The organism is Neorhizobium sp. BT27B (genome assembly GCF_050455485.1).
GTDB lineage: Bacteria > Pseudomonadota > Alphaproteobacteria > Rhizobiales > Rhizobiaceae > Neorhizobium.
This window is the reverse complement of record NZ_JBCIYT010000003.1, coordinates 333,311-359,677: the sequence shown is the minus strand read 5'-3', so window position 1 is coordinate 359,677 and position 26,367 is coordinate 333,311. Positions and strand designations below refer to the sequence as shown.

At 59.9% G+C, this 26,367-nt stretch carries 23 protein-coding genes; 12 read left to right on the top strand and 11 right to left on the bottom strand.

The features are described from left to right. Positions 1-88 precede the first annotated feature (88 nt). Together AAIH70_RS10400 and AAIH70_RS10395 are read right to left on the bottom strand one after the other, a co-directional pair. Positions 89-850 (bottom strand): N-acetylmuramoyl-L-alanine amidase, encoded by a 762-nt coding sequence (locus tag AAIH70_RS10400; RefSeq protein ID WP_132272166.1) that lies wholly within the window; start codon positions 848-850, stop codon positions 89-91. Next, positions 847-1,587, bottom strand: a complete 741-nt coding sequence (locus AAIH70_RS10395; protein ID WP_153354659.1) for a J domain-containing protein — start codon at positions 1,585-1,587, stop codon at positions 847-849. Before AAIH70_RS10395 ends, AAIH70_RS10400 begins: the two co-directional genes overlap by 4 nt. 326 nt (positions 1,588-1,913) lie before the next feature. Between AAIH70_RS10395 and AAIH70_RS10390 the strand changes: the two genes are divergently transcribed. The 3 genes from AAIH70_RS10390 (at position 1,914) to AAIH70_RS10380 (ending at position 5,038) form a co-directional block, all read left to right on the top strand. Then, positions 1,914-3,125 carry a pyrophosphate--fructose-6-phosphate 1-phosphotransferase gene (locus AAIH70_RS10390; protein ID WP_132272165.1) on the top strand — a complete coding sequence of 404 codons (1,212 nt, stop codon included), beginning with the start codon at positions 1,914-1,916 and terminating at the stop codon, positions 3,123-3,125. A gap of 48 nt (positions 3,126-3,173) precedes the next feature. Further along, complete coding sequence (locus tag AAIH70_RS10385; protein ID WP_132272164.1) at positions 3,174-3,806, top strand: LysE family translocator; 633 nt, start codon at positions 3,174-3,176, stop codon at positions 3,804-3,806. Positions 3,807-4,072: 266 nt separating this feature from the next. Further along, positions 4,073-5,038: a lytic transglycosylase domain-containing protein gene (locus AAIH70_RS10380; RefSeq protein WP_207908217.1), complete on the top strand. Its 966-nt coding sequence runs from the start codon at positions 4,073-4,075 to the stop codon at positions 5,036-5,038. Positions 5,039-5,090: 52 nt separating this feature from the next. Here the strand turns inward: AAIH70_RS10380 and AAIH70_RS10375 are convergent, their stop codons facing one another. After that, a complete protein-coding gene (locus tag AAIH70_RS10375; protein ID WP_132272162.1) occupies positions 5,091-6,437 on the bottom strand; it encodes a serine hydrolase domain-containing protein in 1,347 nt (448 codons plus the stop codon). 146 nt (positions 6,438-6,583) lie between these two features. On the opposite strand from AAIH70_RS10375, the gene AAIH70_RS10370 reads away from it, so the two are divergent. From AAIH70_RS10370 to AAIH70_RS10350, 5 genes are all read left to right on the top strand, one after another. Next, positions 6,584-7,831 (top strand): DUF3419 family protein, encoded by a 1,248-nt coding sequence (locus tag AAIH70_RS10370; protein WP_132272161.1) that lies wholly within the window; start codon positions 6,584-6,586, stop codon positions 7,829-7,831. Positions 7,832-7,845: 14 nt separating this feature from the next. Further along, positions 7,846-8,523 carry a class I SAM-dependent methyltransferase gene (locus AAIH70_RS10365; protein WP_132272571.1) on the top strand — a complete coding sequence of 226 codons (678 nt, stop codon included), beginning with the start codon at positions 7,846-7,848 and terminating at the stop codon, positions 8,521-8,523. Positions 8,524-8,659: 136 nt separating this feature from the next. Beyond that, positions 8,660-9,442: a glycoside hydrolase family 25 protein gene (locus tag AAIH70_RS10360; RefSeq protein WP_132272160.1), complete on the top strand. Its 783-nt coding sequence runs from the start codon at positions 8,660-8,662 to the stop codon at positions 9,440-9,442. Positions 9,443-9,664: 222 nt separating this feature from the next. Then, the gene (locus AAIH70_RS10355) at positions 9,665-10,894 is read left to right on the top strand and encodes a lytic murein transglycosylase (protein ID WP_132272159.1); all 1,230 of its coding nucleotides are present in this window, start codon (positions 9,665-9,667) and stop codon (positions 10,892-10,894) included. A 113-nt stretch (positions 10,895-11,007) separates the two neighbouring features. Beyond that, entirely contained in the window at positions 11,008-11,913 is a 906-nt protein-coding gene (locus AAIH70_RS10350; RefSeq protein ID WP_132272158.1) for a DMT family transporter, read from the top strand. Between the two features lie 464 nt (positions 11,914-12,377). Here AAIH70_RS10350 and metF read toward each other — a convergent pair whose 3' ends face one another. The 4 genes from metF to AAIH70_RS10330 all read right to left on the bottom strand — a co-directional run bounded on the left by metF (position 12,378) and on the right by AAIH70_RS10330 (position 18,012). Continuing rightward, complete coding sequence (gene metF / locus AAIH70_RS10345; RefSeq protein WP_132272157.1) at positions 12,378-13,283, bottom strand: methylenetetrahydrofolate reductase [NAD(P)H]; 906 nt, start codon at positions 13,281-13,283, stop codon at positions 12,378-12,380. A gap of 19 nt (positions 13,284-13,302) precedes the next feature. Continuing rightward, the gene (locus AAIH70_RS10340) at positions 13,303-14,313 is read right to left on the bottom strand and encodes an ArsR/SmtB family transcription factor (RefSeq protein WP_132272156.1); all 1,011 of its coding nucleotides are present in this window, start codon (positions 14,311-14,313) and stop codon (positions 13,303-13,305) included. Positions 14,314-14,458: 145 nt separating this feature from the next. Continuing rightward, the gene (ettA, locus tag AAIH70_RS10335; protein WP_132272155.1) at positions 14,459-16,108 is read right to left on the bottom strand and encodes an energy-dependent translational throttle protein EttA; all 1,650 of its coding nucleotides are present in this window, start codon (positions 16,106-16,108) and stop codon (positions 14,459-14,461) included. Positions 16,109-16,215: 107 nt separating this feature from the next. Further along, entirely contained in the window at positions 16,216-18,012 is a 1,797-nt protein-coding gene (locus tag AAIH70_RS10330; RefSeq protein ID WP_132272154.1) for a hypothetical protein, read from the bottom strand. Positions 18,013-18,146: 134 nt separating this feature from the next. Between AAIH70_RS10330 and AAIH70_RS10325 the strand changes: the two genes are divergently transcribed. The 3 genes from AAIH70_RS10325 to AAIH70_RS10315 all read left to right on the top strand — a co-directional run bounded on the left by AAIH70_RS10325 (position 18,147) and on the right by AAIH70_RS10315 (position 22,081). Then, the gene (locus AAIH70_RS10325) at positions 18,147-19,100 is read left to right on the top strand and encodes an alpha/beta fold hydrolase (protein ID WP_132272153.1); all 954 of its coding nucleotides are present in this window, start codon (positions 18,147-18,149) and stop codon (positions 19,098-19,100) included. Positions 19,101-19,220: 120 nt separating this feature from the next. Beyond that, a complete protein-coding gene (locus AAIH70_RS10320; RefSeq protein WP_132272152.1) occupies positions 19,221-20,432 on the top strand; it encodes a CaiB/BaiF CoA transferase family protein in 1,212 nt (403 codons plus the stop codon). Next, the gene (locus AAIH70_RS10315) at positions 20,432-22,081 is read left to right on the top strand and encodes a thiamine pyrophosphate-binding protein (RefSeq protein ID WP_165931936.1); all 1,650 of its coding nucleotides are present in this window, start codon (positions 20,432-20,434) and stop codon (positions 22,079-22,081) included. Before AAIH70_RS10320 ends, AAIH70_RS10315 begins: the two co-directional genes overlap by 1 nt. Positions 22,082-22,140: 59 nt before the next feature. Here the strand turns inward: AAIH70_RS10315 and AAIH70_RS10310 are convergent, their stop codons facing one another. From AAIH70_RS10310 to AAIH70_RS10300, 3 genes are all read right to left on the bottom strand, one after another. Continuing rightward, the gene (locus AAIH70_RS10310) at positions 22,141-22,482 is read right to left on the bottom strand and encodes a RidA family protein (protein ID WP_132272150.1); all 342 of its coding nucleotides are present in this window, start codon (positions 22,480-22,482) and stop codon (positions 22,141-22,143) included. 67 nt (positions 22,483-22,549) lie between these two features. After that, entirely contained in the window at positions 22,550-22,888 is a 339-nt protein-coding gene (locus AAIH70_RS10305; RefSeq protein ID WP_132272149.1) for a TIGR01244 family sulfur transferase, read from the bottom strand. A gap of 80 nt (positions 22,889-22,968) precedes the next feature. Beyond that, entirely contained in the window at positions 22,969-23,808 is an 840-nt protein-coding gene (locus AAIH70_RS10300; RefSeq protein ID WP_132272148.1) for a DUF4432 family protein, read from the bottom strand. Positions 23,809-23,997: 189 nt separating this feature from the next. On the opposite strand from AAIH70_RS10300, the gene AAIH70_RS10295 reads away from it, so the two are divergent. Beyond that, on the top strand, positions 23,998-25,410 hold the full coding sequence (locus AAIH70_RS10295; RefSeq protein ID WP_165931935.1) for a L,D-transpeptidase: 1,413 nt from the start codon (positions 23,998-24,000) through the stop codon (positions 25,408-25,410). Between the two features lie 69 nt (positions 25,411-25,479). On the opposite strand, the gene AAIH70_RS10290 is transcribed toward AAIH70_RS10295, so the two are convergent. Further along, positions 25,480-26,196 carry an AAA family ATPase gene (locus tag AAIH70_RS10290; RefSeq protein ID WP_430033984.1) on the bottom strand — a complete coding sequence of 239 codons (717 nt, stop codon included), beginning with the start codon at positions 26,194-26,196 and terminating at the stop codon, positions 25,480-25,482. Positions 26,197-26,367 lie beyond the last annotated feature (171 nt).

Genomic DNA, 26,367 nt, shown 5'->3' with positions numbered 1-26,367 from the left:
ATGCCTGCGTTCCCGTGATTATCGATCATGCGCAGACAGTTGTAGCCGTTTGCGGAATCAATTCCAGAGCAAGAAATGGCAGTTTTGGTCAGGCGTAATGCGGCAGCGAGGTCAAAAGCCGGTGCAGCGTATCGATGGTCGACATGTCGGCAATGCCATCCACGCGCTCGGTGCGGAAATGCCGCTGGAATGCCTCGACCACACCCTGTGTGTGCTCACAGAACTCGCCGGTGATTTCGATGCCGTAACCATAAAGCGCCAGCATGGACTGCAGCGCCTCGACCGGCTGGCCGCTATCTCCGCGCTGAAAAAATCGCCCACCGGAAATCGGCGTCGGTTCGACCCAATGGCCGATACCCGCCTGATGCAGCCTGCCCCACGGAAAATTCTCGCCCGGATCGACCTTGCGGATCGGCGCCACATCGGAATGGCCGAGAATACGCTGCGGCGCAATCGACCAACGTTTGGCGATATCGCGACAGAGCCCGATCACCGATTCGATCTGCGCGCCGGGAAACGGCGGCAGGCCACCGGGATGGCCGACATTGGCGATCTCGATGCCAATCGAACGGGAATTGGTATCGGCCTCGCCTTCCCACACACTCTTGCCCGCATGCCAGGCACGCTGGCCTTCCGGCACGAGCTGGAAGACCGTGCCGTTTTCGCGGACAAAGTAATGGCTGGAAACCTGGCTTTCCGGATTGCACAGCCAGGACAGAGCCTGATCCTCGCCGCCCATGCCGGTGTAATGCAGGAGAATCATATCCGGCTGGCGACCATCGGCACGCTCGCCATGGTTCGGCGACGGCATCAGCGATGCGCCGAGATATTCGGACTTGATCGCGCTCATGCTGCGCGGCGTTCCTTCTCGATTTCCGAATAGGCGGCGTTGAGGGCTGCCATACGCTCGGTCGCGGCCGCATGCAGTGCTGCCGGCACGCCGCGGGCATGCAGCTTGTCCGGGTGATGCTCGATCACCAGACTGCGGTAACGCTTGCGGATGGTGGCAAAATCGTCTTCCGGCGAAACGCCGAGAACCAGATAGGGATCACGGCCTTCCAGCTCGACATGACGCGCCATGATTCGGCGAAAGTGGTTTTCGTCGATTCGAAAAATTTCGGCGATGCGTGCGAGGAAGGACAGTTCCTTCTCATGCAGCAACCCGTCTGCCTTTGCGATATGGAAAAGGCCATCAACGACGTTTTCCAGCATCGGGCAATTGTGCGCACCGGTGCCGCAGAGATTGGCGAGCTTCGAGGCATAGGCCTCGTAACCGGCCACATCCTGACGCGCGAGATTATAAAGCCGCGCGACGTTCTGGGCTTCTTCCGGCGGGAAATCAAAAATCTGGCGGAAGGCGGTGACTTCCTTTTCGTTCACATTGCCATCGGCCTTGGCCATCTTGGCCGACAGCGCGATAATGGCAACCGAGAACGACACCTGACGCCGGGTTTCCGGATCGCCTTCGAACACGGTGCGAATAGCCTCGACCACGCGCCCGAGCGCGCTTCCTGCTGCGTCGCCAATGGCGCCGAGCAATTTTTCCCAGAGCGAGGAAATGTGGAGGCAGGCAAAATCCGTGATCATCGCGCTACATGACCAGTTTTTGCCGATTTTTGCAAGATGACCTGCAGGGCGGCAAAACGGCCCCGGCAATCACTTTAATGAGATGACCATCGCCTCCGGCAGATATAACTCCGCAGCAAACGGCACCTTTGACGACTTCGGCCTATGTCGCGGGTAACGTTACGGAAAGCCGCGCCGCATTTGAACCGATTGAATATTGGAAACGCCGTTATCGCACTGCGAAATAAAGGATTTCCTTGAGAAACCGGCTTTACAGCACCGTCGCCGTGTCGCATCCATCGACTATATTCCGGCGAGAGGAGCGCTTGAAGCGCGGAGGAGATTTTATGGCCAGACAAAAAGTAGCGATGCTGACAGCGGGTGGCCTTGCGCCCTGCCTTTCCTCGGCAGTCGGCGGATTGATCGAGCGTTACAGCGATGTCGCGCCGGAACTCGAGCTTATCGCCTACAGGTCGGGCTATCAGGGCGTGCTGCTGGGCGATTCGATCGAAATCACACCTCAGATGCGCGAAAAGGCGCCTCTTCTGCATCGTTATGGCGGCTCGCCGATCGGCAACAGCCGCGTCAAGCTGACCAATGCGGCCGACTGCGTGAAGCGCGGCCTCGTCAAGGAAGGCGAAAATCCGCTGAAAGTGGCGGCCGAACGGCTGGCATCCGATGGCGTGACCATCCTGCACACGATCGGCGGCGACGACACCAATACGACGGCGGCCGATCTCGCCGCCTATCTCGGCCAGAACGGTTATGACCTCACCGTCGTCGGTCTGCCAAAAACCGTCGACAACGATGTCGTTCCGATCCGCCAGTCGCTTGGCGCCTGGACGGCCGCCGAAGTCGGCGCGCAGTTTTTCGACAATGTCTCCAACGAACAGAGCGCCGCGCCGCGCACGCTGATCATCCATGAGGTAATGGGCCGGCATTGTGGCTGGCTGACCGCCGCCACCGCCCGCGCCTATATGCAGAAATCCAAAGCCAACGAATATGTCGAAGGCTTCATGATGGACGAGCAGCTGAAGAAGATCGACGGCATCTATCTGCCGGAAATGCGTTTTGACCGCGATGCCGAGGCGACCCGCCTGAAAGACGTGATGGACCGCTACGGTTACGTCACCCTGTTCATCTCCGAGGGCGCCTGCATGGATGTCATCGTCAAGGAATTCGAAGCCTCGGGCGAGAACATCAAGCGTGACGCCTTTGGCCATGTAAAACTCGACACCATCAATGTCGGCGGCTGGTTCCAGAAACAGTTCGCGTCACTGCTTGGCGCGGAACGCTCGCTGGTGCAGAAATCCGGCTACTTCGCCCGCTCGGCTCCCGCCAATGGCGATGACCTGCGTCTGATCCAGGGCATGGTCGATCTGGCTGTGGAAAGTGCGCTGAATGGCACCTCCGGCGTCACCGGACACGACGAAGATCAGAATGGGAAATTGCGCACGATCGAATTCCCGCGTATCAAGGGAGGCAAGCATTTCGATCTGTCGACCCCGTGGTTCGGCGATGTCATGACGGCGGTCGGCCAGAGTTTTGAAAAGGCCTGATTTTTAGCGGCAGCGGCCCGAAAGAGGAAGGGCCGGAGGAGAATTGGAATGTCCACCGATACAATGATAGTCTTCGCGGCGGCGTCGTTGTTTCTCGTCATTCTGCCCGGCCCGCTTGCTGACCTGACGGCTCGTTACACTTTATCACGCGGGAGGCTTACTGGCCTCCTGACCGTGCCGGCCATTGCGCTCGGCCTCGTTGCCGCCATGACGGTGGCGAGCATGCCGGTTGTCGCGATCGCCCGTTATCTTCCGCATCTGTTCGAACTCGTATCATGGATCGGCCTCACCTATCTGATGCTGCATGTCCTGTGGACGGTGCAGCATCCGGCCCGCGGTTATCTTGCCCACAATGACAACCTGCCCGAACGCCAGCCGGTGCGCATCTTTCTGCACATATTTCGCCTTGCAGCGCTGAAACCACGCTCCATTCTCGCCTTTATCGCGCTTTTGCCGCAGGCCTTTGATCCGCATGGCTCTCTGTCGTTGCAACTGGTTGAAATGGATGGCGTTTTCATCGGCGCAGCGCTGGCCGGCGGGGTCTTGAATGTGGCCTTGGCGGGCCGTCGCCTGAAGCGTCTGGAAAAACTGCGCTCCAAAAATCCAGCCTCGCGCAAGCATCGTACGCGATTCATATCCCGTCGTGCGGTCACGGCCGGTTACCGGCGGATCGCCGCCTGAGCAAGCAGATATGTTCGCAAACCGATAGTAGAACCCGTAAAATGCCCAGGCGTTTTGCTTGATAAACAGATACTTACGGAGCAACGGCGCAGTCCACTTGCCCGAATGCTACTGATCGGTTAATGGACGTAATGATCCGTTAGGATTCTTGAGCGGGCTGGGACAACCGATTTCATGAGAGCGACCCGATGGCTATAATCCGATTTGGCGGCTGCAAGACGGCCCTGGCTTTTGCTGTATCGTCCGCTCTTGCAGGTTGTTCGAGCATGGATCAGGCATCCGGGCCGAACCTCAAGACCAGCCAGACGGCAGCCCTGACGCCGACAGCCACGGATCCCAACGCACCGCAGACGGCAGACATGGCGGATGCCAGCGCCCCGGTTCTCGAAAAGACCGGCCGCATCCACATCGCTTCCCTGCCGACCAGCATCAGTGCTACTGAAATTCAGACCGCGGCACTTGCTTCGCCGGAACCGGCACCGCAGCCCGTGCCGCTTGCCATCGCGCCAGTTGCAGACGCCACCAATGCCGCGCAGGCCATCGCCAGTGCCGCCCCGGTTGCGGGCTCCGCACCCGTTGCCACGACCAGCACCGCTCTGGTCTCCGCGACACCCGCAGCCCATACGCTATCGACAAAATCCGGCCGCATCGTGCAGCCACAGATGACCGGCGGCCCGGTCGCCAACGAAACCGTGGCAACGGCAGAACTGCCAATCACCGCCGAAATGGTTGCCGTGCAATCGGTCGTGCCGACGCCAAAACCCAATTCGCCGAACATGATGCTGGCCTATGCCGGTCCATCCAACGCCGTGTCCGGCATGATGAATGCGGGCTTCTTCCCGCCGGCGCCGGGCGCGCCGATTCCGGAAACCGCCGATGCCAGCAATCCGCAGCTCAACAAGCTGATCACCCGCTATGCCGGCCTCTACGGCGTGCCGGAATCGCTGGTGCACCGCGTCGTGCATCGCGAAAGCCGCTACGACCCGAAAGCCTATCACAAGAACGGCTATTGGGGTCTGATGCAGATCACATATCCGACCGCCAAGTCGATGGGTTATGACGGCCCGGCCAAGGGCCTGCTCGATGCAGAGACCAACCTGAAATACGCGATCAAATACCTGCGCGGCGCCTGGCTGGTGGCCGGCAACAAGAGCGACGACGCCATCAAGCTTTATGCCCGCGGTTATTATTACGACGCCAAGCGCAAGGACATGCTGCACGTCCTCAAGTGAGGATGGGCCGGCGTGACGATGGAATTTTGATGACCCGCGCTTGCGGGTCTTTCTATTTTACCGCCTTAGCCGCTGCCGCAATCAGTTCCAGCACGTTGTAACCGCCGCCCAATGGCGTCAGCCCCATGCGCAGCACCACCAATCCCAGCGACGGCACCACCGCCACAGTCTGCCCGTCATGGCCGCTCAGCATGAACATGTCACCCGGCAGGCCTTCGGCATCGCGGCCGTAGAGTTTCAGCCAGGTCTGCATCTGCGAATAGCGGCCGCCCGATTGCGCCGAGGCCTTGCCCATCATCGCCACCGTGCCTTCCGGCAGAAGGCGCTCGCCTTTCCACATGCCGTCGGCCGCCAGAAACATGCCGAACCGGGTCCAGTCGCGCGCCGTGGCGTAGATGTAGGAACTGCCGGCATAGGTGCCGTTCGCATCCGTCTCGAACACCGCGCTTTGCATGCCAAGCGGCGCGAACAAAGATTGGCGCGGATAGACTAGCGCTCGGTCTTGATCGCCGATCCGCTCCATCCAGATTTTCGACAGCAGAACCGAGGTCCCTGACGAATAGGAAAATTTTGTACCCGGCGCGGCTTCCAGCGGCGTATCGATGGCGAATTCCGCCATGTCCTGTTCGAGGAACAGCATGCGCGTGACATCCGCCACCGTGCCGTAATTCTCGTTGAAACCAAGGCCGCTCTCCATCGCAAGCAGTTGCGCCAGCGTGATCTCGCCGCGCTCGTCACTCGCCCATTGCGCAAACAGATTGCGGTCGGTGTAGGCAAGTTTGCCCTCGCCCACCAGTCTGGCGATCAGCGCGGCGTTGATGGTTTTTGCCATCGACCAGCCGATCAGCGGCGTCTTTTCCGAAAATCCTTCGGCGTAACGCTCACCAAGGATGCGACCGTTCTGCGCCACGATAACGGCACGCATGCCGGGGCCGGTCAGCGCAGCGTTTTCCAGAAGCGGCGTGATCCGCTGATCCGACTCGATCTTGGTTCCGTCCGGAAACAGAACGTCGGCCGCACCTGATTCGGGGCCGACGATCGGCGGGCTCTGGTTCCGCTGGCCCTTGGCGGAAAGATCCTGCGTCACCGCGCATCCAAGATCATCGCGATAGATGGCGACGGACGGCGCGATGAAACCAAAAATCGCGGCACTCACCTTTGCCGACTGTTCATCGACACTCACCTGCATCAGCCGCAGCAGCGGATGCCCCGGCGCCTGCACATCGACGGCCAGCACCTCCTGCGCATCGCGATTTGCCAGAAAAACGTTGGAACACACGATCTTGGCGGCATAACCGCTGCCCACCCGCAACAGTTCGGGCGGCATGGTGACGAGCCAGATGAGGCAGGCCGCCAGCAGCGCGAGAATGGTGACGGCGACGATTTTGACGATGCGCATGGCAGGCTCCGGTTGCGGCCGCATGCAATCAGGAAAGTCTCGCCATGGAAAGAGCGGAGGCCGTCACGTTCGTCACAATGCACGTCATCAAACTGTAGCAGCGAGGGACTAGAGCCGTTTGAACTCATGAAGAGCAGGACCCGACCATGACTGATTTTGCCTCAGAAGCCGGTTATCTCAAGAATGAAAAACTCAAGAGCGCGCTCCTCCAGCACAATGCGTTCTCGGCAAAGGGTTTTTCAGAGCGCATGTTCGGCCTGCTATTTTCCGGTCTCGTCTACCCGCAGATATGGGAGGACCCGGATGTCGACATGGCGGCGATGGAGCTTTCCGAAGGTCACCGCGTCGTCACCATCGCATCCGGCGGCTGCAACATGCTCGCCTATCTCAGCCGCAGCCCGGAAAAGATCGACGTGGTCGATCTCAACCCGCATCACGTGGCGCTGAACCGTCTGAAACTGTCTGCCTTCCGTCATCTGCCCGGCCACGGTGACGTCGTGCGCCTGCTCGGCCAGCACGATATCGCCTCCAACATCTCCGCCTTCGACAATTTCATCGCACCGCATCTCGACGACACCACCCGCGCCTACTGGCAAAAACGCAGCTTGGGCGGCAAACGCCGCATCGACGTCTTCAAGCGCAACATCTATCGCACCGGTCTGCTCGGCCGCTTCATTGGCGTCGGCCACCTGCTGGCGCGCCTGCACGGTATCGACCTGACCAAGATGGCGGAAGCCAAGTCGCTGCGAGAGCAGCGCCAGTTCTTTGACAGCAGCATCGCGCCGCTGTTCGACAAGCCGTTCATCAAATTCCTCACCAGCCGCAAAAGCTCGCTGTTCGGCCTCGGCATTCCGCCGCAGCAATATGACGAGCTGGCAAGCCTTGCCGATGACGGCTCGATCGCTCCGGTCCTGCGCCAGCGCCTCGAAAAGCTCGCCTGCCATTTTCCGCTGCGCGACAACTATTTTGCCTGGCAGGCCTTTGCCCGCCGTTATCCGCAGCCGCATGAGGGCTCGCTGCCGACCTATTTGCGTGAAGAACATTATCCAGCCATCCGCGACAATGCCGATCGCGTCAACGTCCATCACGCCAGCTTCACCGAGCTTCTGAACCAGAAATCGGCCGCCTCCGTCGATCGTTACATCCTGCTCGATGCGCAGGACTGGATGAACGACGAGCAGCTGAACGACCTCTGGACCGAGATCAGCCGCACCGCCGCCCCCGGCGCCCGCGTCATCTTCCGCACCGCCGCCGAAAAGAGCGTCATTGATGGCCGCCTGTCGCCCGCGATTGCCGATCAGTGGACCTATCAGCAGGCCCGTTCCGAAGAGTTGAACCTGCAGGACCGCTCGGCAATCTATGGCGGCTTCCATATCTACACGAAGAACGCATGAGCGAGGCCGGGCAGATGGCATCGGCACATGAACACAATGGTCTCGAAAACGGTGACCACCAGCATGCGGCCCGCATGGACGGCATGTATCGTTACCAGCGGCACATCTACGATCTCACCCGCAAATATTACCTGTTCGGCCGCGACAAGGCGATCGTCAGCCTCGGCATGGAGCCGGAGCAGACGCTGCTGGAAGTCGGCTGCGGCACCGGCCGCAACCTGCTGCTCGCCCACAAGCATCACAAGGGTGCAAAGCTTTACGGACTTGATATTTCCGCCGAAATGCTGGAAAGCGCCCGCCGCAATTTTCGCGGCAAGGCCGAACAGCCGGTGCTCAAGGTGGCCGACGCCACCACGTTCAGGACATCGGATTTCGCGATCGGCGGCTTCGACCGCATCCTGATCTCCTATGCCCTGTCGATGATCCCCGACTGGGAAGGCGCAATCGATGCGGCGCTTGCAGCCGTGAAACCGGGCGGTTCGCTGCATATCGTCGATTTCGGCCAGCAGGAGCGTCTGCCCGCCTGGTTCCGCGCAGCACTGCAAGCCTGGCTTATCCGCTTCCATGTCACGCCACGCGCCAATCTGCATGAAGCGCTGGAGAAGCGGCTGGCAGACGCCAATGCCGACATGATGTTCGAGGAAATCGGTGGCGGTTACGCCTGGCATGCGATCATCCGCAAGCGGACCTGATCTGCTCCCTGACATGATTGTCATCACCGGCCGGCCTCGCCCGGCTCCAATTTTCCGGTCTTTGTGCTAAACCCGATTCGGCCACACCAGCGAGCATGTGCGGTCGAAGCAGCGCAGCCCCAAGACCGGACCTTTCATGCACCGAGCCCTTCTCGCCCTTGCCGTGACCGCAATGCTGGCCACAGGCTGCACCTCGACCGCTGACCTGCTCGACGCACCGTCGATCAAGGGCACGCGTTTCAAGGACAGCGACCCGCAGGACTTTGGCCGCAACCACCCCGGCCGCCATGAAGTGCACGGCATCGACCTGTCGAAATGGAATGGCACGGATATCGACTGGCAGACGGTGAAAAATTCCGGCGTCGCCTTCGTGTTCATCAAGGGCACCGAAGGCAAGGATCGCATCGATTCCGCCTTCACGACGCATTGGCGGGGTGCCGCCGCTGCCGGCATTCCCCACGCCGCCTATCATTTCTATTATTTCTGCTCGACGCCGGAAGATCAGGCCGACTGGTTCATCCAGAACGTGCCGAAGGAAGCCAACATGCTGCCGCCGGTGCTCGACATGGAATGGAACCATGCCTCGCCCACCTGCAAGCTGAAGCCGGACACGGAAACCGTACGCGATGTGATGCAGCGCTTCATGGACCGGATCGAGGCCCATTACGGCGTGCGGCCGATCATCTACACATCGGTCGATTTCCACCGCGACAGGCTGGTCGGCGCCTTCAGCAACCATCATTTCTGGGTCCGTTCGGTGGCTGCCCATCCGAGCCAGATTTACGCCAACCGCAAATGGACTTTCTGGCAATATACCGCCACCGGCATCATTCCCGGCATCAAGGGCCCGACCGATATCAACGTATTCTCCGGTTCGGAAAAGAGCTGGCGCCAGTGGGTTGCTTCCGCCAACAGGTAGAAGTGCTGTGGCATCTGAAGCAGAAGCGGCCTGCACTTGCAGAAATGACAAGGAACTGATGTAAGACGGCCCTTACTGCGGCCGTTTCCTTGTTTAGGTCACATTGTTTGCGTCACAACAGCCGACGAACCCGTATTCAAGCAATTCCAGCAAAAGTGGGAACCGTTTTTGCGTCCGGAATTGTGATAAACCAATGCCTAGCCACAACAGGAAACATTTTCCATGTCCGTTGCCCGCCGCCTTGCGCTCGCCCTCACCCTTCCCGCCCTTCTGGCCACCACCACGCTGACACAGGCCGCATCGCTGGAGCTTTCCGCCGGCAATGATACCAAGCCGGTTGCCTGCGGCGGCGAACTGCCGGCCTTCCTTGCCGGTATCAAGCAGGAAGCCGTTGCCAAGGGCATTCCGGCCAGCGCCGTCGATACCGCGCTTGCAGGCGCGCAGATCGACCAGAAAGTGCTGTCACGCGACCGCGCGCAAGGCGTCTTCCGCCAGACTTTTCTTGAATTCTCGCAGCGTACCGTCAGCCAGGCCCGCCTCGATATCGGCCGCCAGAAGATGAGCCAGATGAAGGACATCTTTGGCCGCGCCGAAAGCGAATATGGCGTGCCAGCCGGCGTCATCACCGCCTTCTGGGCTATGGAAACCGATTTCGGCGCCGTGCAGGGCGATTTCAACACCCGCAACGCCCTCGTCACGCTGGCGCATGACTGCCGCCGCCCGCAGCTTTTCCGTCCGCAGCTGATCGCCCTCATCGAGATGGTCCAGCACGGCGACCTCGATCCTGCCACCAACACCGGCGCATGGGCCGGCGAAGTCGGCCAGGTGCAGATGCTGCCGAAGGACATCATCGCCCACGGCGTCGATGGCGACAATTCAGGCCATATCGACGTGAAGAAGTCGTCGGCCGATGCGGTTCTCACGGCCGCCGCCTTCATCAAGTCGCTCGGTTATCGCAAGGGCGAGCCCTGGATCCAGGAAGTGCAGGTTCCGGAAAACCTGCCCTGGGAAAAGACCGGCCTCGGCAACGAGATGCCCGCTTCGGAATGGTTTAAGCTCGGCGTCACCCCGCGTGACGGCGACACCAAGTTCGGAAACCTGCCGGCAGCGCTGATCATGCCGCAGGGCCGCAAGGGACCGGTCTTCCTGACCTACCCGAACTTCAACATCTATCTGGAATGGAACCAGTCGTTCATCTACACGACCTCGGCTGCGTATTTCGCCACCCGCCTGTCCGGCGCCCCGACCTATACCAAGGGCAATCCTGACCCGGCTCTCGATGACGCCGCCATGAAGGACCTGCAGACCAAGCTGCAGGCGCATGGCCACGATGTCGGCAAGATCGACGGCATTCTGGGCTCCGGCACGCGCACGGCCATCCAGAAGGAACAGCAGCGTCTCGGTCTGCCGGCAGACGGCTGGCCAACCCAGCAGCTGGTTCAGGGCCTCTGAGCCAGAACTTACGAACCGAATATCTGCACACGCGCCGCCATCCGTCAAAAATCGGGTGGCGGCGTTTTCATTGCGGGTCTATCCCTGATCATCACAGGAGATTCTGAGCCGCCATGAACGCCTCGACCATGCCAAAACCGGGCGCCAGCGCCTGGGCACTTCTTTTCGTCCTCGGCCTGCTCTGGGGCGGCTCGTTCTTTTTCGCGCGTATCGCGGTCGCCGAAGTCCCACCCTTCACATTGGTCTTCTTCCGGCTGTTCCTCGCGGCTCTTGCGCTGCACATCTTTCTGCGCGGTCGTTTTGGCACATATTCGCTGCTGAGAGAGCATTGGCGCTCCTTTGCCGTGCTCGGCCTCATCAACAACGCCATCCCGCACACGCTGATCTTTTTTGGCCAGACAGAGATTGGCGCCGGGCTTGCCGCCATCCTCAATGCCACCACGCCGATATTCACCGTGCTGATCACCAACCGGTTCACCGAGGATGAAAAGCTCTCGACGGCCAAGATCGTCGGCTGCCTGCTCGGCCTTGCCGGCACCATCGTGCTGATCGGCCCCGGCGTCTTTACCTCCACCGCAGCGCCGCTCTGGGCGCTGATCCTGCCCATTCTGGCCGCGCTCTCCTACGGCTTTGCCGGCACCTATGGAAAACGCTTTCGCGGCCTGCCGGCACCGGTCACCGCCGCCGGCCAGATGACGGCATCGTCGCTGATGATGCTTCCCGTCATGCTGATCGCAGACCAGCCATGGACGCTCGCCTTCCCGTCGATGACGGTCGTCGCCGCCATTCTGGCGCTGGCGCTGCTGTCCACCGCGCTCGGCTATCTCATCTATTTCCGCATCCTGGCGCTGGCCGGCGCCACCTATACGTCGCTGGTGACGCTGCTGGTACCGCCAAGCGCCATTCTTTTAGGCGCCATATTCCTGCATGAACGGCTGGATATCGCCGAAGTGGCCGGCATGGCGCTGATCGGTCTGGGACTTCTGGTGCTCAACGGCATGCTCAAGATCCGTCGCTGATGCGGATCTCGATTCGGATATCCACAGGCCAATTGTGGCAAAGCATCACGGAACGTAACGCTTGTTAACAGCGCGAGCATTTAATTTAAGGGGTGGTTAAGCCTGTTCGTTAATTCGATTTATCCATTTAAATCAGCTAATTAACATGGAGAAAAAGGAGCTTTAGCGTAGGTAACGCCGCATTGCAGCGTAAATTACTGTTTGCAATTGCGGCCAAACCCGCCACAATTAATCTGTCAACGCAAGGAGGCAGATATGGGACGCACTCATTCTCTCAATGTTCTGGTGGTTGGTGCAGCGTTCGTTTTCGTAGCCTCGATGCTTTTCATCTGAGGCCAGCCGCGCCCTTCAACCGGTCATTATCGCATCCATTGACCGTTTGATCTTCAATGCACTTCAAATTGAAAAGGCCCATGATCCGAAAGGAACATGGGCCTCTTTTTTGTGGTTATGGCTGTGCCTTCTCAGGCAGCCGCACCGGCCTTCACCGGCACGCGCTGGCGTCCGAGACGCTCGAGCACGGCATTGGTCAGCGCCGAACGGTTCATCGTGTAGATGTGGAACTCGCCAAGCCCGCGACGGATCAGATCCTCGATCTGCTCGGCGGCAACATCGGCCGCCACTTCGGCACGCGCCACGGCATCGTCCTCGGTGCCGGCAAAACGCTGATCGAGAAATTCCGGCACGGTCGAGCCGCAACGACCGGCAAAACGCTTCAGCATGGTCAGGTTCTGGATCGGCATGATGCCCGGTACGACCGGCAGCGTGATGCCCGCCGCCCTCACCTTGTCCATGTAGCGTTCAAAAACGTCGTTATCGAAGAAGAACTGGGTCAGCGCGCGGTCGGCACCGTTATCGGCCTTGCGTTTCAGCATCTCGATATCGGCATTGGTGTCGAGGCTCTCCGGGTGCTTTTCCGGATAGGCAGAGACGGAAATCTCGAAACCGCCAACGTCCTTCAGCGCCGCCACCAGTTCGGCGGCATTCGCGTAACCATCGGGATGCGGCTGATAGGCAGTGCCGATACCGGCCGACGGGTCGCCGCGCAGCGCCACGATATGGCGCACACCGGCGGCACGCAGTTCCTCGATGACGCCCAAAGTTTCCTCGCGCGCGGCATCCACGCAGGTCAGGTGCGATGCGGCAGCCAGTGGCGTTTCTGCCAAGAGGCGCTGGATCGCAGTCATGGTCGGCGCCTTGGTGGAACCACCGGCGCCGTAGGTCACCGACACGAATTCCGGATTCCAGTCCGTCAGATCGGCCACGGATTCCCACAACTGGGTTTCCATATCGGCCGATTTCGGCGGAAAGAATTCGAAAGAGAGCCGGAAGTTTTTTCCACTCTTCTGTTCGGGGGCTTTCGTCTGCATGGGCGTGAAGTCTCCGATATCAAATAGTGTGTTCCGCAACCTTGCGGTCCGGGGCCTGTGTGTCGGCAAGCAGCAGGCGGCGGTCGCGCGCCAGCCATACGGTCGCCGTCAGCGCGGCCTCGCTTTTGTTGTCGGCATCGAGATCGATCATCTGTTCGACATCGAGACCGGCCTTGTTCATCCATTCGGCCACCAACTGGTGCGAAAAGCCGAGACGGACATGCGCATGTTCATCGCGCAGATATTCGAGGTTATGTGGCGCCAGATCGACGATCAGCAGGCGACCGCCGGGACGCAGCACGCGCGCCGCCTCGCCGATCGCCAGTTCAGGCTGATCGAGGAAATGCAGGACCTGATGGATGGTGACGAGGTCGAAATCCTGTCCTTCCAGCGGCAGATTCAGAATATCGCCGTGCCGCACGGAGGCTTTTACGATGCCGGCCCTGTCGAGATTGGCACGGGCGACCGACAGCATATCACGGCTGGCGTCGATACCAACTGCATGGCGATATACGTTGTGCAGCACCTGCAGAATCAGACCGGTACCGGTGCCGAGATCGAGAAGTGCATCGACCGGATTGGAGCCGACCAGCCGCAGCACGGCATGCTCGACGGCGGCATCGCTCACCAGCAGGCGGCGAAGCTCGTCCCATTCGGAAGCGTTGCGGCTGAAATAGGCTTGAGCACGATCGGAGCGGGCGCGCTTGACAGACGCCAGACGTTCGCCATCGCGCAAGAGAACCGGATCATTGCGATCGGTGCCCGCCAAAAGCGTGCGCACCAGCGTCGCGCCGTCACCCTCGTGGCGCAGGCGAAAATAGGCCCAGGCGCCTTCCTGATACCGTTCAATCAGGTCTTCTTCGGCCAAAAGCTTCAGGTGGCGTGAAATGCGCGGCTGTGACTGTCCGAGAATTTCGGTCATGTCGCTGACCGTCAGGTCTCCGGAGGCCAGAAGCGCCAGCAGGCGGAAACGGGTCTGCTCGCCCGCCGCCTTCAGAACGTCCACCAATGCATCCAGCCCAAGGGCCATGTTTTTCACCAACTCTCAATCAAGATATAAAGATATCTTTATGTGAAGAGTCGTGTCGTTGCAAGTGGAAAGCTATGGGTAGCGCAGATGATTGGCAAAAATGGGAAGGGGCCGTCACCGGCCCCTTCCCTGCAATTTTCACCGATCAGCGCGTCAGGCGCTTGTAGGCCTGGCTACCGGCATTGAGCGCATCCGGGCCGAGGCGGCGGATCTTGTCCTGCTCGTAGTCTTCAAAGTTGCCTTCGAACCATTCGACATGGCCATCGCCTTCGAAGGCGAGGATATGCGTCGCCAGACGGTCAAGAAACATGCGATCGTGGCTGATGATGATGGCGCAACCAGCGAAGTTTTCGAGCGCCGTTTCCAGCGCGCCGAGCGTTTCGGTATCGAGGTCGTTGGTCGGTTCGTCGAGGAGGAGAACGTTGCCGCCAGCTTTCAGCATCTTGGCAAGGTGAACGCGGTTACGCTGACCACCCGAAAGATTGCCGACCTTCTGCTGCTGATCGCCGCCCTTGAAGTTGAAGGCGCCGCAATAGGCACGGGAGTTCATGTCGAACTTGCCGAGCTTGATGATTTCGGCGCCACCGGAGATTTCTTCCCAGACGGTCTTGTCGGCACCCAGCGCATCGCGGCTCTGGTCGACATAACCGAGATGTACGGTATCGCCGACGCGGATCGAACCGGCATCCGGCTTTTCCTGGCCGGTGATCATCTTGAACAACGTGGTTTTACCAGCACCGTTCGGGCCGATGATGCCGACGATACCGCCCGGCGGCAGCTTGATCGACAGGTCGTTGATCAGCGTGCGGCCTTCAAAGCCCTTGGTGATGCCTTCCATTTCGATGACGACATTGCCGAGACGTTCCGACACCGGAATGATGATCTGCGCGTCGCCGGGACGGATGCCGTCGGCGGCGTCCACCAGCTGTTCGTAAGCCTTGATACGGGCCTTGGACTTGGCCTGGCGCGCCTTCGGGCTGGATGCAATCCATTCCTGTTCGCGCGACAGCGCCTTCTGGCGACCGGCTTCCTCGCGATTTTCCTGAAGCATGCGCTTGGCCTTGGCCTGCAGGTAAGCGGAGTAATTGCCTTCGTACGGAATGCCACGGCCGCGGTCGAGTTCGAGAATCCAGCCGGTCACGTTGTCGAGGAAGTAGCGATCGTGGGTAATCATCATCACGGCGCCCGGATAATCGCGCAGGTGCTTTTCCAGCCAGGCGATGGTTTCGGCGTCAAGATGGTTGGTCGGTTCGTCGAGCAGCAGCAGGTCCGGCTGCGACAAAAGCAGGCGGCAAAGCGCGATACGGCGACGTTCACCACCAGAGAGAAGCGTAACGTCGGAATCCTTCGGCGGGCAGCGCAGGGCTTCCATCGCCATTTCGACCTGCTGTTCGAGGTCCCACAGGTTCTGGCTGTCGATGATGTCCTGGAGCTTTGCGCCTTCATCGGCGGTCTCGTCGGAATAGTTCATCATCAGTTCGTTGTAGCGCTCGAGCACGGCGGTCTTGTCGGCAACGCCGACCATGACGTTCTCGAAGGCGGTCTTGGCCGGGTCGAGATGCGGTTCCTGCTCGAGGTAACCGACGGTCGCGCCTTCGGCGAGCCAGGCTTCACCGGTATATTCCTTGTCCTGACCGGCAATGATGCGCAGAACGGTGGACTTACCGGCGCCGTTCGGGCCGAGAATACCGATCTTGGCATCCGGGTAGAAGGACAGGTTGACGTTTTCGAGGATCTTCTTGGCGCCGTAGGACTTGTTCAGTCCCGACATGTGGTAGATGAACTGACGTGCCATCGGTAAAACTGCTCCGGGGAAATTGGTTTGCCGCTATGTAGGCGAAGATCAGGCCCGGGGCAACGCGTGGCGCACCGAAAGCCGCAGCTTTCGATGTCTTAATTGCGTTATTGCAAGGTCGCGTGGTCGATCCGGAACAACTGGAACGGGTTGTCGGCGCCCGTCGGCAGACGGATCAGGCCGGGCCAATCCTGGCCTGCGGACAGAGCATCGTAAAGCGGCGCAGTGCCGATATCGGGTTTGATCGGGAAACGGCAGGCTGCGACATAGTCGAACGGCGCCAATGCGGCGAGACGAATGGCCGGATCGGAGGACAGGAACGCCTCGAACACGCGTTTCATGCCGGGCGATGCGCGATGGAATGGTACCGCAGCAACGGAAAAGCCGGAGGGAAGCGATGGCAAAAGCGTCATTGCCAGTCCTTCGGGCGCAACGATCTTACCTGCCGGCACCGTAGAAAGCGCACCGAAGCTCGCCCGCTTGCACGCATCAAACGACATGAAAGTAGCAGCGTCGAGAATTACCTCGCGGCGCGGCGCCACCGCAACAGCCAAGACTATGACTGCAAGCACAAAGCCGGTTGAGATCATTACGCCGAGATTGGCAAATCTGGAGTACTGAAAACAGGCATTTCTACTGTAGGACATTGCCACGGGAAGAAGGAGGGGAATGAAGGCGAATGCGAAACGCAGATAGCGCCCCATAAAAACGGTGAGCAGAAGGCTGAGCGCGGCAAAGCCCCACATCGCCAGCAACGCATTCCGCCCGGCCTTGAATTCTCTGAAAACGGGAGGCGCACTGAGGATCAAAACCGCCGCCATCAGCGCCTCGAAGGCGATGTTGTTAAATTGACTTTCCTGAATGAAATAGAGAGAACTCGCTTCCTGTGGAATACGATCGAACCAATAGTTTTTTGAGACAGGATCGATCATCCAATAGGGGCCGGAAAGGCAATCTGGAAAGAGACAGATAAACAGCATTATAAAGGCAGCACCCGATAGCAACATCGGAACCAGCCAACCCTTGTGCCTGGCGACCAGCGGCGACAACCCGCCCAGAATTGTTGCGCAGCCGACGAGAAGAAGGATGTATGGCGCAGAAAAGGCGTCGCATTGGGTTGATTTGATGCCGGCAGGCCCAATCAGCACGAATGCTAAGGGAAGCGTCAGCACCAGCATGGATAGGCTCGCGGCATGCAGCACCAAGAGCGCCAGCCTGTCCCTTGCCAGCACGCAGATAAAAAGGCTGGCGAAAGCCATCGCAACGAACGGTATTCCCTCCAGCGCAACGGCAACAGAGACGACACTACCGGTCCCGATCAACACACCGCCACATCGGTCCCAACGGCTTAGGCCGGCAAAAACCGCAGACAAGGCAACGAGTTGAACATTGTGATGGTCTATCCGACCCGGCGCAAACTCCCAGATTGAAAGCACCATCAAAATCGACGTCGCGACCAGAAGCAAGATGCCGATGAGAGAGGATGGTGGGGCAAATCGGCGACAGACGGACGCGGCAAAAAAACAGTAGACGGCAAGCAAGACCGGAGGCCAGATGTTAAAAGCCAGCGAGAACGCAATCTCCTGCCCAATCAGCGGCTTCAGCGCGGAGGCAAGCAGGATGTAAGGGAGATCAACGAGCCGGGACCACGGCGACACATAAGGTTGCGGCAGGTTTATGGACGGCAACGTAAGATCCCACCACCGACCGCCAGGGAGCATGAAAGCGCGAATCTGCGATGCCCGCATGCTATCGTCGATGTCACCGAGATAAAGCAGCCCGTCAACCAGATCCAGCATACAGAGCACGAAAGCGGTAGAGTATAGGATCAGAAAGATCTTCGACAACGAAAGTCGGGAAACGTCGGTTTTATCCACACCAACCAGCGGCTCAAAGGTCGTCACAGTTTTTCCCATCCCCACGCGGAAGATTTGTTCATAACCGTGAAGCGATTAAAATTGCACTACAGCCGCGGCTTCGCGAGACATGATATAACTAACGCGTAACGAGGTCTCGACCGAAAGCAAAAGAAAATCTTATGTTCGAAACAACCTCAAAAATACCAAGCCCGAGCGGCGCCACACTCGCCTATCACCACCAGCCGGCCACGGCATCCGCCATCGGCATCCTCATCATCTGCCACGGGCTGGCCGAACATTCCAAACGCTACCGCGCCTTTGCAGAGGCGATGGCCGCAGCTGGTTTCCATGTCTACGCCCACGACCACCGCGGCCATGGCGAGACGACGGCGGAAGGCGCACCGATCGGCCGGTTTGCCTGGCGTGACGGCATCACTGCCACCATTCGCGACGTCAAGGCGATGCGGGACTTTGCGGCGACGGCACATCCCGGCCTGCCGGTCGTCCTGTTCGGCCATTCGATGGGCGGGTTGATTGCGCTTAATGCCGTACAGGATTTTCCGGCAAGCTTCGATGCTCTGGCGATCTGGAATTCCAATTTCAATCCGGGCCTTGCCGGCCGCGCCGCGCAGATCGTGCTGAAGACCGAGCGGGCACTGAAGGGCTCGGATGTACCAAGCACACTATTGCCAAAACTCACTTTTGGCGCCTGGAACAAATCGATCGGCGAAGGCCGTACCGATTTCGACTGGCTGAGCCGCGACCACGCCGCCGTCGATGCCTATATCGCCGATCCGCTTTGCGGTTTTAATGCCAGCGTTTCCCTGTGGCTGGATATTTTCGATCTGACATTTCGCGGCACCGAAACCGATCGTCTGGAAACGCTGCCCAAGACGCTGCCCATCCATCTCGTCGGCGGCGGGCGCGATCCGGCAACCGGTAACGGTCAGGCCATCAAGTGGCTCAGTCGCCGCCTGCAGACACTCAGCATGACCAATGTCACCTGCAATATCGACCGCGACATGCGCCACGAAACACTGAACGAGATCGGCGCAGAGGCAGCGATCACCGAATTTGCAGCATGGGCCACGCGCGTTTTGCCAAAACAATCCGCCACCCTCGTACCCGACTAGGAATGACCTCATGATTTAAAATCACGTGCCGGCCTGAGGACTTGCCGCTATCAAGTTGATCGAGGACATGCCCTGCCGAAAACCGCGGCGGCATGATGACGGCACGGCGGAGGAGAACGCATGACGGACATAGAGACGAAAAAACCGCCACTTTCCGGCATTCGCGTTCTCGAACTCGCCCGCGTTCTCGCCGGACCATGGGCCGGCCAGATGCTGGCCGACATGGGGGCCGATGTCATCAAGGTGGAAAACCCCGATGGTGGCGACGATACCCGCGCCTGGGGGCCGCCCTTCGTCGAAAGTGTTTCCGGCGAAAACCTGTCCGCCGCCTATTATCATTCCACCAATCGCGGCAAACGCTCGATCGCCATCGACCTCAAGACTGAGGAAGGTCAGGCGACCGTCCGCGAATTGGCGGCCCGCGCCGACGTGCTGATCGAAAACTTCAAACGCGGCGGACTGGAAAAATACGGGCTCGATTACGAGAGCCTCAAAAAGACCAATCCCAAGCTGGTCTATTGCTCGATCACCGGTTTTGGTCAGGACGGCCCTTATGCCGATCTCGCCGGTTACGATTACATCGTACAGGGCATGTCCGGTTTCATGTCGGTCACTGGCACGCCAGACGGAGAGCCGATGAAGGCGGGCGTCGCCATTGCCGACATTTTTACCGGCATCTATGCCGTCACCGCCATTCAAGCCGCGCTGATCCATGTGATGAAGACCGGCGAAGGCCAGTTCGTCGACATGGCGCTTCTCGATGTGCAGGCCGGCATCCTTGCCAACCAGAACATGAATTATCTGGTCTCCGGCAATGCCCCGACGCGGCTCGGCAATGCCCACCCCAATATCAGCCCTTACGAAGTGGTGCCGGTGGCCGATGGCCATATCATTCTCGCCATCGGCAATGACGGCCAGTTTCGTCGCCTGACAAAAATTCTCGGCATCGAATCGATGGCCGACGACCCGCTTTTCGCCACCAACAAGGCGCGCGTCGCCAACCGCGCCGGCGTGCGCGGCATGGTCACGACGGAAACAGCCAAATGGCAAAAGGCCGACCTGCTGGAGGCCTGCGGCAAGGCCGCAGTGCCGGCCGGACCGATCAATTCCATCGCCGAAATGTTCGACGACCCGCAGGTGATTGCGCGCCGACTGCGCATCGATCTCGAGGCCGAGGACGGCACCGTCATCCCCGGTGTGCGCAGCCCGATCGTGCTGTCGAAAACGCCGCTCAGCTATCATCGGCCAAGCCCCGCGCTCGGCCAGCACACGGACGAAATTCTGGCGGAGCTGAAAGAGCCCGCAGCAAAACCATCGAAAGGACAGATGTGATGAAGACCGGTGGCCAGCTCATTGTCGAGGCACTGAAGGCGAATGGCGTCAAACGCGTTTCCTGCGTTCCCGGCGAAAGTTATCTCGCCGTGCTCGATGCGCTGCATGACAGTGACATCGACGTCCTTGTCTGCCGTCAGGAAGGCGGCGCGGCGATGATGGCGGATTGCTGGGGGCGCCTCACCGGCGAGCCGGGCATCTGCATGGTCACCCGTGGTCCCGGTGCCACCAATGCCTCTGCCGGCCTGCATGTGGCCAAACAGGACAGCATCCCGATGATCCTGTTCGTCGGCCAGATCGGCCGCGACATGAAGGAGCGCGAGGCCTTTCAGGAGGTCGAATACCGCCGCGCCTTCACCGAATTTGCCAAATGGGTGGGTGAGATCGACGATGCCCGCCGCATCCCGGAATTCGTCACCCGCGCCTTCAGCGTGGCCACCTCGGGCCGTCCCGGCCCGGTCGTGCTGACACTGCCGGAAGACATGCTGGTGGAAGAGGTCGAGGCCGTTGCGGCAAAACCCTATACACCGGTCGAAAGCCATCCCGGCGCCTCGCAGATCGCCACCTTCGCCTCGGTTCTGTCCAAGGCCAAACGGCCGATGTTCATTCTCGGCGGTACCCGCTGGAGCGAACAGGCGGTGGCGGATTTCCAGACATTTGCCGAAAAATTTCAGGTGCCGGTCGGCTGCTCCTTCCGCCGTCAGATGCTATTCGATCACGCCCACCCGAACTATGCCGGCGATGTCGGCATCGGCATCAACCCGGCACTGTCGAAGCAAATCAAGGAATCCGATCTCCTTATCCTGCTCGGCGGACGACTGTCGGAAATGCCGTCCTCGGGCTACACGCTGGTCGATATCCCCTACCCGGCACAGGCGTTTGTCCACGTCTACCCAGACCCGGAGGAACTCGGCCGCGTCTATCGCCCCGATCTCGCCATCTGCGCGGCACCGGCCGAATTCGTGGCGGCGCTGAAAGATCTTCCGGCACCGAAAAAGCCGGTCTGGGCGGAACGGACCGCCGAGATGCACGCGGCCTACGAGACATGGTCGACACCGCCCAAGACCGGCCCCGGCAATGTGCAGATGGGTCCGATCATGGAATGGATCGAAGCCAACACACCGAAGGATGCGATCTTCACCAATGGTGCGGGCAACTACGCCACCTGGCTGCACCGTTTCCACCGTTTCCAGCGGTTCAACACGCAGGCCGCCCCCACATCCGGCTCGATGGGCTACGGCCTTCCCGCAGCCGTTGCCGCCAAGCAGTTGTTTCCGCAGCGTGAGGTCGTGTGTTTTGCCGGAGACGGCTGCTTTCTGATGCACGGGCAGGAATTCATCACCGCCGTGCGTTACGACCTGCCGATCATCACCGTTCTGGTCAATAACGGCATCTTCGGCACGATCCGCATGCATCAGGAACGCGAGTATCCCGGCCGTGTCAGTGGTACCGATCTGGTGAACCCGGATTTCGTGGCCTACGCCCAGGCCTTTGGCGGCCATGGCGAACTGGTGGAGACGACGGAAGATTTTGGCCCGGCCTATGAGCGGGCACGCGCCAGCGGCAAGCCTTCCATCATCGAGGTGCGGCTTGATCCCGAGGCGATCACGCCAGCCAAAACGTTGACACAGATCCGCGACAAGGCTTGAACGAAAAAGGCCGGGGCATCAAATGATGCCCCGGCCTTTTCATTGAACAGTCAAAAGAATCAGATCGCCGCGGTGACGATGAATTCGACCTTGTACTTCGGCGCAGCCAGCTTGGCTTCGCTGGTGGCGCGTGCTGGCGTGTTTGCCGGATCAACCCATGCTTCCCAGGCAGCGTTCATTTCCGCGAAGTAGGAAATGTCCGAGATGTAGATCAGCGTCTGCAGGATCTTGGACTTGTCCGTACCGGCAGCAGCCAGCAGACGGTCAACTTCGCCCAGCGCGTCCTTGCACTGTTCGGTAACCGTTTCACCTTCGCCAACCTGGCCAGCCAGATAAACGGTGTTGCCGTGGACGACTGCGCCGCTCATGCGGGCGCCGGAATCGATACGCTTGATGGTCATGGGAATGCTCCTCGAGAAAAATGCGAGCGTGGAGAAGCCGGCACCGGAAGGGTGCCGGAGGCGAAAATCAGCCGCGGAAACGCTGGCTCTGTTCGTAAATGGCGGTCGAGCGGGCGCCCGAGCGGCAATAGCCGAGCATTGGCTTGGGCAGGTCTTCCAGCGCATCGACCATTTCGGTTACGCCTTCAGGCGTAAGCCCCATGCGGCCGACCGGGATATGGCGGATCTGGATACCCAGTTCCTGCGCCCGCGCGGCAACATCGGCAAAAGCGGGCTGACCCGGCTCTTCCTCGTCAGGACGATGGCAGACGATCGACTTGAACCCTTCAGCCTTCACCTGATCGACGTCCTCGACTGTGATCTGGCCGCTGACCGAATACTCGTCGTTGACCTGGCGGATATCCATGCGTGAGCCTCCAGCTTTTTCAGTTGCCGCACACTTAGCGTGATGCGCCGCGAAGCGTCAATGCGAGCCGCGGCAATGATTTAGACAAAAACAAAACGCAGCGCGTAGTCGGCACTTTCGCCGGGCTGCAGCATGGCAAGCTCGCCGCTTCTGGCAAGTTCGCCACGCTCCGCCAGCCGATGCGACACCGGCTCGATGCCGAGCACATGCGCCGGCGCCTTCTGGTTTCGCCACATCTGCAGATAAGGCAACGTATCGGTCCTGAACCTGACGTGCAGCGTGCGGCCATCGAGCGCGGCGATCGGCCCAAGCGTCACTTCCGCCCATTCCTCGCCGTCCGGGGCAGCCGGCAGGCAAAACACGCTGCCCGGTTCCTCGCCGAAATTCCACGGCAGCGCGCCACCTTCGAACATCTTGCCGCCAAGCCGAACACCATCATCGAACAGCCATGCGCCGAGGTTCATATGATACATATGAACGCGCGCAAATGGCGTCGAACCGGCATTCGTCACGCGGTCTCTGAGAGACACTTCCCCCGTCTGCCCGTCGATGCGCCAGTGGCGTTCCAGCAGCGCGGAACCACCGTCGGCAAGCGCGACTGCCACCTTTGCATGGCATTCGGCATCGTCACCCTGCGCATCCCAGAACAGGATGTCTGCCGGGTGGGCGGAGAAGGATCCATGCAGCGGGTATTTTTTGCCATCCATGCGCCCGGCGATCGCATCGGGGTGACGGATATGATCCGGCCCGCAGGTGAACAGAAATCCTTCGAGCGAATGATCGATACGCGGATCGCCATCGTCGGGGATAGCCCTGCCCGGCGCAACATCGATGCCATCAACGATGCACGAACCGATATCGAGAACCGAAACGGGGTCGAGGAACAGTTTTGGCCCTGCGCCAGTGGAAAATGCCTTCATGCTTGCCTCCCCCCGAGACTATGTTCATTGGTAAACGAACAAACACGTGAATTTTAACAGGACCTTCACCACGAATTCATTTTTTCCATACTAGAGTCGCAATTAACTAGTCAGGAACAAAGAGCTCGAACGTTGGAACGAGGCGCCACCCTTGCGGGTTGGTGAAGAAGTTTAAGGATCGGTGATATCGTGAAGCGCAGTCTCGTTACAAGTCTCAGCCTCATTGCCCTGACCGCGGTTGCTGCTCCGGTTCAGGCGCAGGTCATGTATCGTGATTATGGCGGCGCGCCGCAATACCAGTACGAGCGCCAGTATGGCGGCGAGCAGCCAACCCTCGTCACGCCCGAAGGCTATATCCTCGATTACACGCCGGAGCCCGGCGAATTCGTCGTGACGCGAGACCGAAATGGCCGGCGGACCTATATGGACCGCGCCGGCAATGTGGTTGCCACCGAAATGCAGCAGCAGAACCGTCGTGATCGCGGTGGTTATGCGCGCAGCGAGCAGATGCCCGGCGTCTCCCCCGGCTATCGCGATTACCGTGATTATCGCGGCAATGGCAGCAATGGCGGCCAGTATGATGGCGAAGTCACCGGCTCGGTGCCGGATCGCGGCTCGATCACCCGCCTGCCGCTCGATGCGCCGTCCAACGATCCGGCGCAATACGATCCGAACTACGCCTCGATCGAACCGAACCAGACCCAGCCTCTCGGCCCCGAGCCGAGACATTCCGGCACGACGATCACGGTCACCAACAAGCCGCAGGCCGAGATCGCCGCACTGCAGGTATTCCTCGACCGCGAAGGCATTTCGCCGGGCGTGATCGACGGCCGTCTCGGCGATAACGTCAACAAGGCTATCGCCGCCTGGCAGGAAATGACCGGCGAGACACTCGACCCGAACAATGCCGAGGATATCGTCCAGCGCCTCTCCTATTCTGGCGGCATGCCGATCGTCGAATACACGATCACCGCTGCCGATGCGGCCGGGCCCTACGTCGCCTCCATTCCCGACGATTACGCCCACAAGGCGCAGCTGCCGGCCCTTTCCTACACCTCGACCAGCGAAAAACTGGCCGAGCAGTTTCATATGGACGAGGGCTACCTGAAGGCGATCAATCCCAATGTCGACTTCACCATTCCGGGGACGATCATCAAGGTGATCAGCCCCGGCCAGCCCAAGACGGGCGAAGTCACCCGCATCATTGCAGACAAGGGCCGCAAGCAGGTGTTTGCCTATGGCGCGGACGGCAAGCTGATTTCGGCCTATCCGGCGACGATCGGCTCTTCGGACACGCCCTCGCCCGTCGGCAACCACACGGTTGCCCGCATCGCCCTGAACCCGGGTTATACCTACAATCCGAAAATCAATTTCACGCAGGGTGAAAACCGCGAAATCCTGCAGATCCCGCCGGGTCCGAACGGCCCGGTCGGCACGGTCTGGATCGCCTTGTCAAAACCTACCTACGGCATCCACGGCACGCCGGAGCCATCGAAGATCGGCAAGACCAACAGCCATGGCTGTATCCGCCTCACCAACTGGGATGCGACGGAACTGGCCAAGATGGTGAAGCCGGGCACGACGGTAGAGTTCGTCGAATAATCGCCAAGTGATCAAACAAACAAAGGCCCCGGAAGCACGCTTCCGGGGCCTTTGTTTTTACGATGTGACTCAAGCAGCCTGACGGCGGAACGAAAAGATGCGCGGCAGACCGGAGCGCACCACCCGCACCGGCATCAACCGCATCACTTCGGTCGCAAAAGCCGCCGCGTTTTCACGCGCCTTGTCGACATTGCTGACCTTGGCCGGATCCAGCGTGTGCAGCGTGCCACCCACTTCAAAAAGCTCCTTGAAGGCGTTGCGTTCGTTGATCGGCGTGTTCAGCACATTGACGCCGCGTGCGGCCAGCAGGCCCTTGATGGCCACCAGCGCTTTTGTCGTCACCATCGAGGCGACACGCGTCAGAACCATCGAATGGGCGATGTCGAGACCCGCCTTTTCCTTCATCATCGCGAGAAGATCGAGAATCTGCGCCGCACCCTTGGCGTCCATGGCCGAACCCTGAACCGGGATCATCACGTGGTCGGACAGACCGATGGCCGTCGTCACCAGCGCGTCACGAGCACCGGCGAGATCGATGATGAAATAGTCGGTTCGATCCGCCATATCGCGCAAATGACATTGCAGCGAGGCGAGACTGACCTCGGAGATCACGTCGATATTGCGCAACGCCCCCGACATCTGCGCCCATTGGCTGATCCAGCGCTGCGGATCGGCGTCGATCAGCGTGACGCGATGACCGGAATGGGCAAGCTCGGTGGCCAGCAGAAGTGCTGCCGTCGTCTTGCCGGCGCCGCCCTTGGCATTGGCGAATGAAATCACTGGCATGCGAAAATCCTTGAAAAGGTGCGAGCCGCATCGCTCCTGGAGGCACCGGGAAACATGGTGCCGAGATTCACATCCTTTCCAAACATGGTTAACGAGATATTAATTCAGGTGTCGTTAATATAATCATTGAGTTTTGAGCTTAGGCTTCAGAACGTAAAAACCCGCAGCCAA

What these genes read in the sequence shown, in the direction of transcription:
- AAIH70_RS10400 (WP_132272166.1), bottom strand. Translation starts at nt 850, where the DNA reads ATGAGCGCGATCAAGTCCGAATATCTCGGCGCATCGCTGATGCCGTCG.
- AAIH70_RS10395 (WP_153354659.1), bottom strand. Translation starts at nt 1,587, where the DNA reads ATGATCACGGATTTTGCCTGCCTCCACATTTCCTCGCTCTGGGAAAAA.
- AAIH70_RS10390 (WP_132272165.1), top strand. Translation starts at nt 1,914, where the DNA reads ATGGCCAGACAAAAAGTAGCGATGCTGACAGCGGGTGGCCTTGCGCCC.
- AAIH70_RS10385 (WP_132272164.1), top strand. Translation starts at nt 3,174, where the DNA reads ATGTCCACCGATACAATGATAGTCTTCGCGGCGGCGTCGTTGTTTCTC.
- AAIH70_RS10380 (WP_207908217.1), top strand. Translation starts at nt 4,073, where the DNA reads ATGGATCAGGCATCCGGGCCGAACCTCAAGACCAGCCAGACGGCAGCC.
- AAIH70_RS10375 (WP_132272162.1), bottom strand. Translation starts at nt 6,437, where the DNA reads ATGCGCATCGTCAAAATCGTCGCCGTCACCATTCTCGCGCTGCTGGCG.
- AAIH70_RS10370 (WP_132272161.1), top strand. Translation starts at nt 6,584, where the DNA reads ATGACTGATTTTGCCTCAGAAGCCGGTTATCTCAAGAATGAAAAACTC.
- AAIH70_RS10365 (WP_132272571.1), top strand. Translation starts at nt 7,846, where the DNA reads ATGGCATCGGCACATGAACACAATGGTCTCGAAAACGGTGACCACCAG.
- AAIH70_RS10360 (WP_132272160.1), top strand. Translation starts at nt 8,660, where the DNA reads ATGCACCGAGCCCTTCTCGCCCTTGCCGTGACCGCAATGCTGGCCACA.
- AAIH70_RS10355 (WP_132272159.1), top strand. Translation starts at nt 9,665, where the DNA reads ATGTCCGTTGCCCGCCGCCTTGCGCTCGCCCTCACCCTTCCCGCCCTT.
- AAIH70_RS10350 (WP_132272158.1), top strand. Translation starts at nt 11,008, where the DNA reads ATGAACGCCTCGACCATGCCAAAACCGGGCGCCAGCGCCTGGGCACTT.
- metF (WP_132272157.1), bottom strand. Translation starts at nt 13,283, where the DNA reads ATGCAGACGAAAGCCCCCGAACAGAAGAGTGGAAAAAACTTCCGGCTC.
- AAIH70_RS10340 (WP_132272156.1), bottom strand. Translation starts at nt 14,313, where the DNA reads ATGGCCCTTGGGCTGGATGCATTGGTGGACGTTCTGAAGGCGGCGGGC.
- ettA (WP_132272155.1), bottom strand. Translation starts at nt 16,108, where the DNA reads ATGGCACGTCAGTTCATCTACCACATGTCGGGACTGAACAAGTCCTAC.
- AAIH70_RS10325 (WP_132272153.1), top strand. Translation starts at nt 18,147, where the DNA reads ATGTTCGAAACAACCTCAAAAATACCAAGCCCGAGCGGCGCCACACTC.
- AAIH70_RS10320 (WP_132272152.1), top strand. Translation starts at nt 19,221, where the DNA reads ATGACGGACATAGAGACGAAAAAACCGCCACTTTCCGGCATTCGCGTT.
- AAIH70_RS10315 (WP_165931936.1), top strand. Translation starts at nt 20,432, where the DNA reads ATGAAGACCGGTGGCCAGCTCATTGTCGAGGCACTGAAGGCGAATGGC.
- AAIH70_RS10310 (WP_132272150.1), bottom strand. Translation starts at nt 22,482, where the DNA reads ATGACCATCAAGCGTATCGATTCCGGCGCCCGCATGAGCGGCGCAGTC.
- AAIH70_RS10305 (WP_132272149.1), bottom strand. Translation starts at nt 22,888, where the DNA reads ATGGATATCCGCCAGGTCAACGACGAGTATTCGGTCAGCGGCCAGATC.
- AAIH70_RS10300 (WP_132272148.1), bottom strand. Translation starts at nt 23,808, where the DNA reads ATGAAGGCATTTTCCACTGGCGCAGGGCCAAAACTGTTCCTCGACCCC.
- AAIH70_RS10290 (WP_430033984.1), bottom strand. Translation starts at nt 26,196, where the DNA reads ATGCCAGTGATTTCATTCGCCAATGCCAAGGGCGGCGCCGGCAAGACG.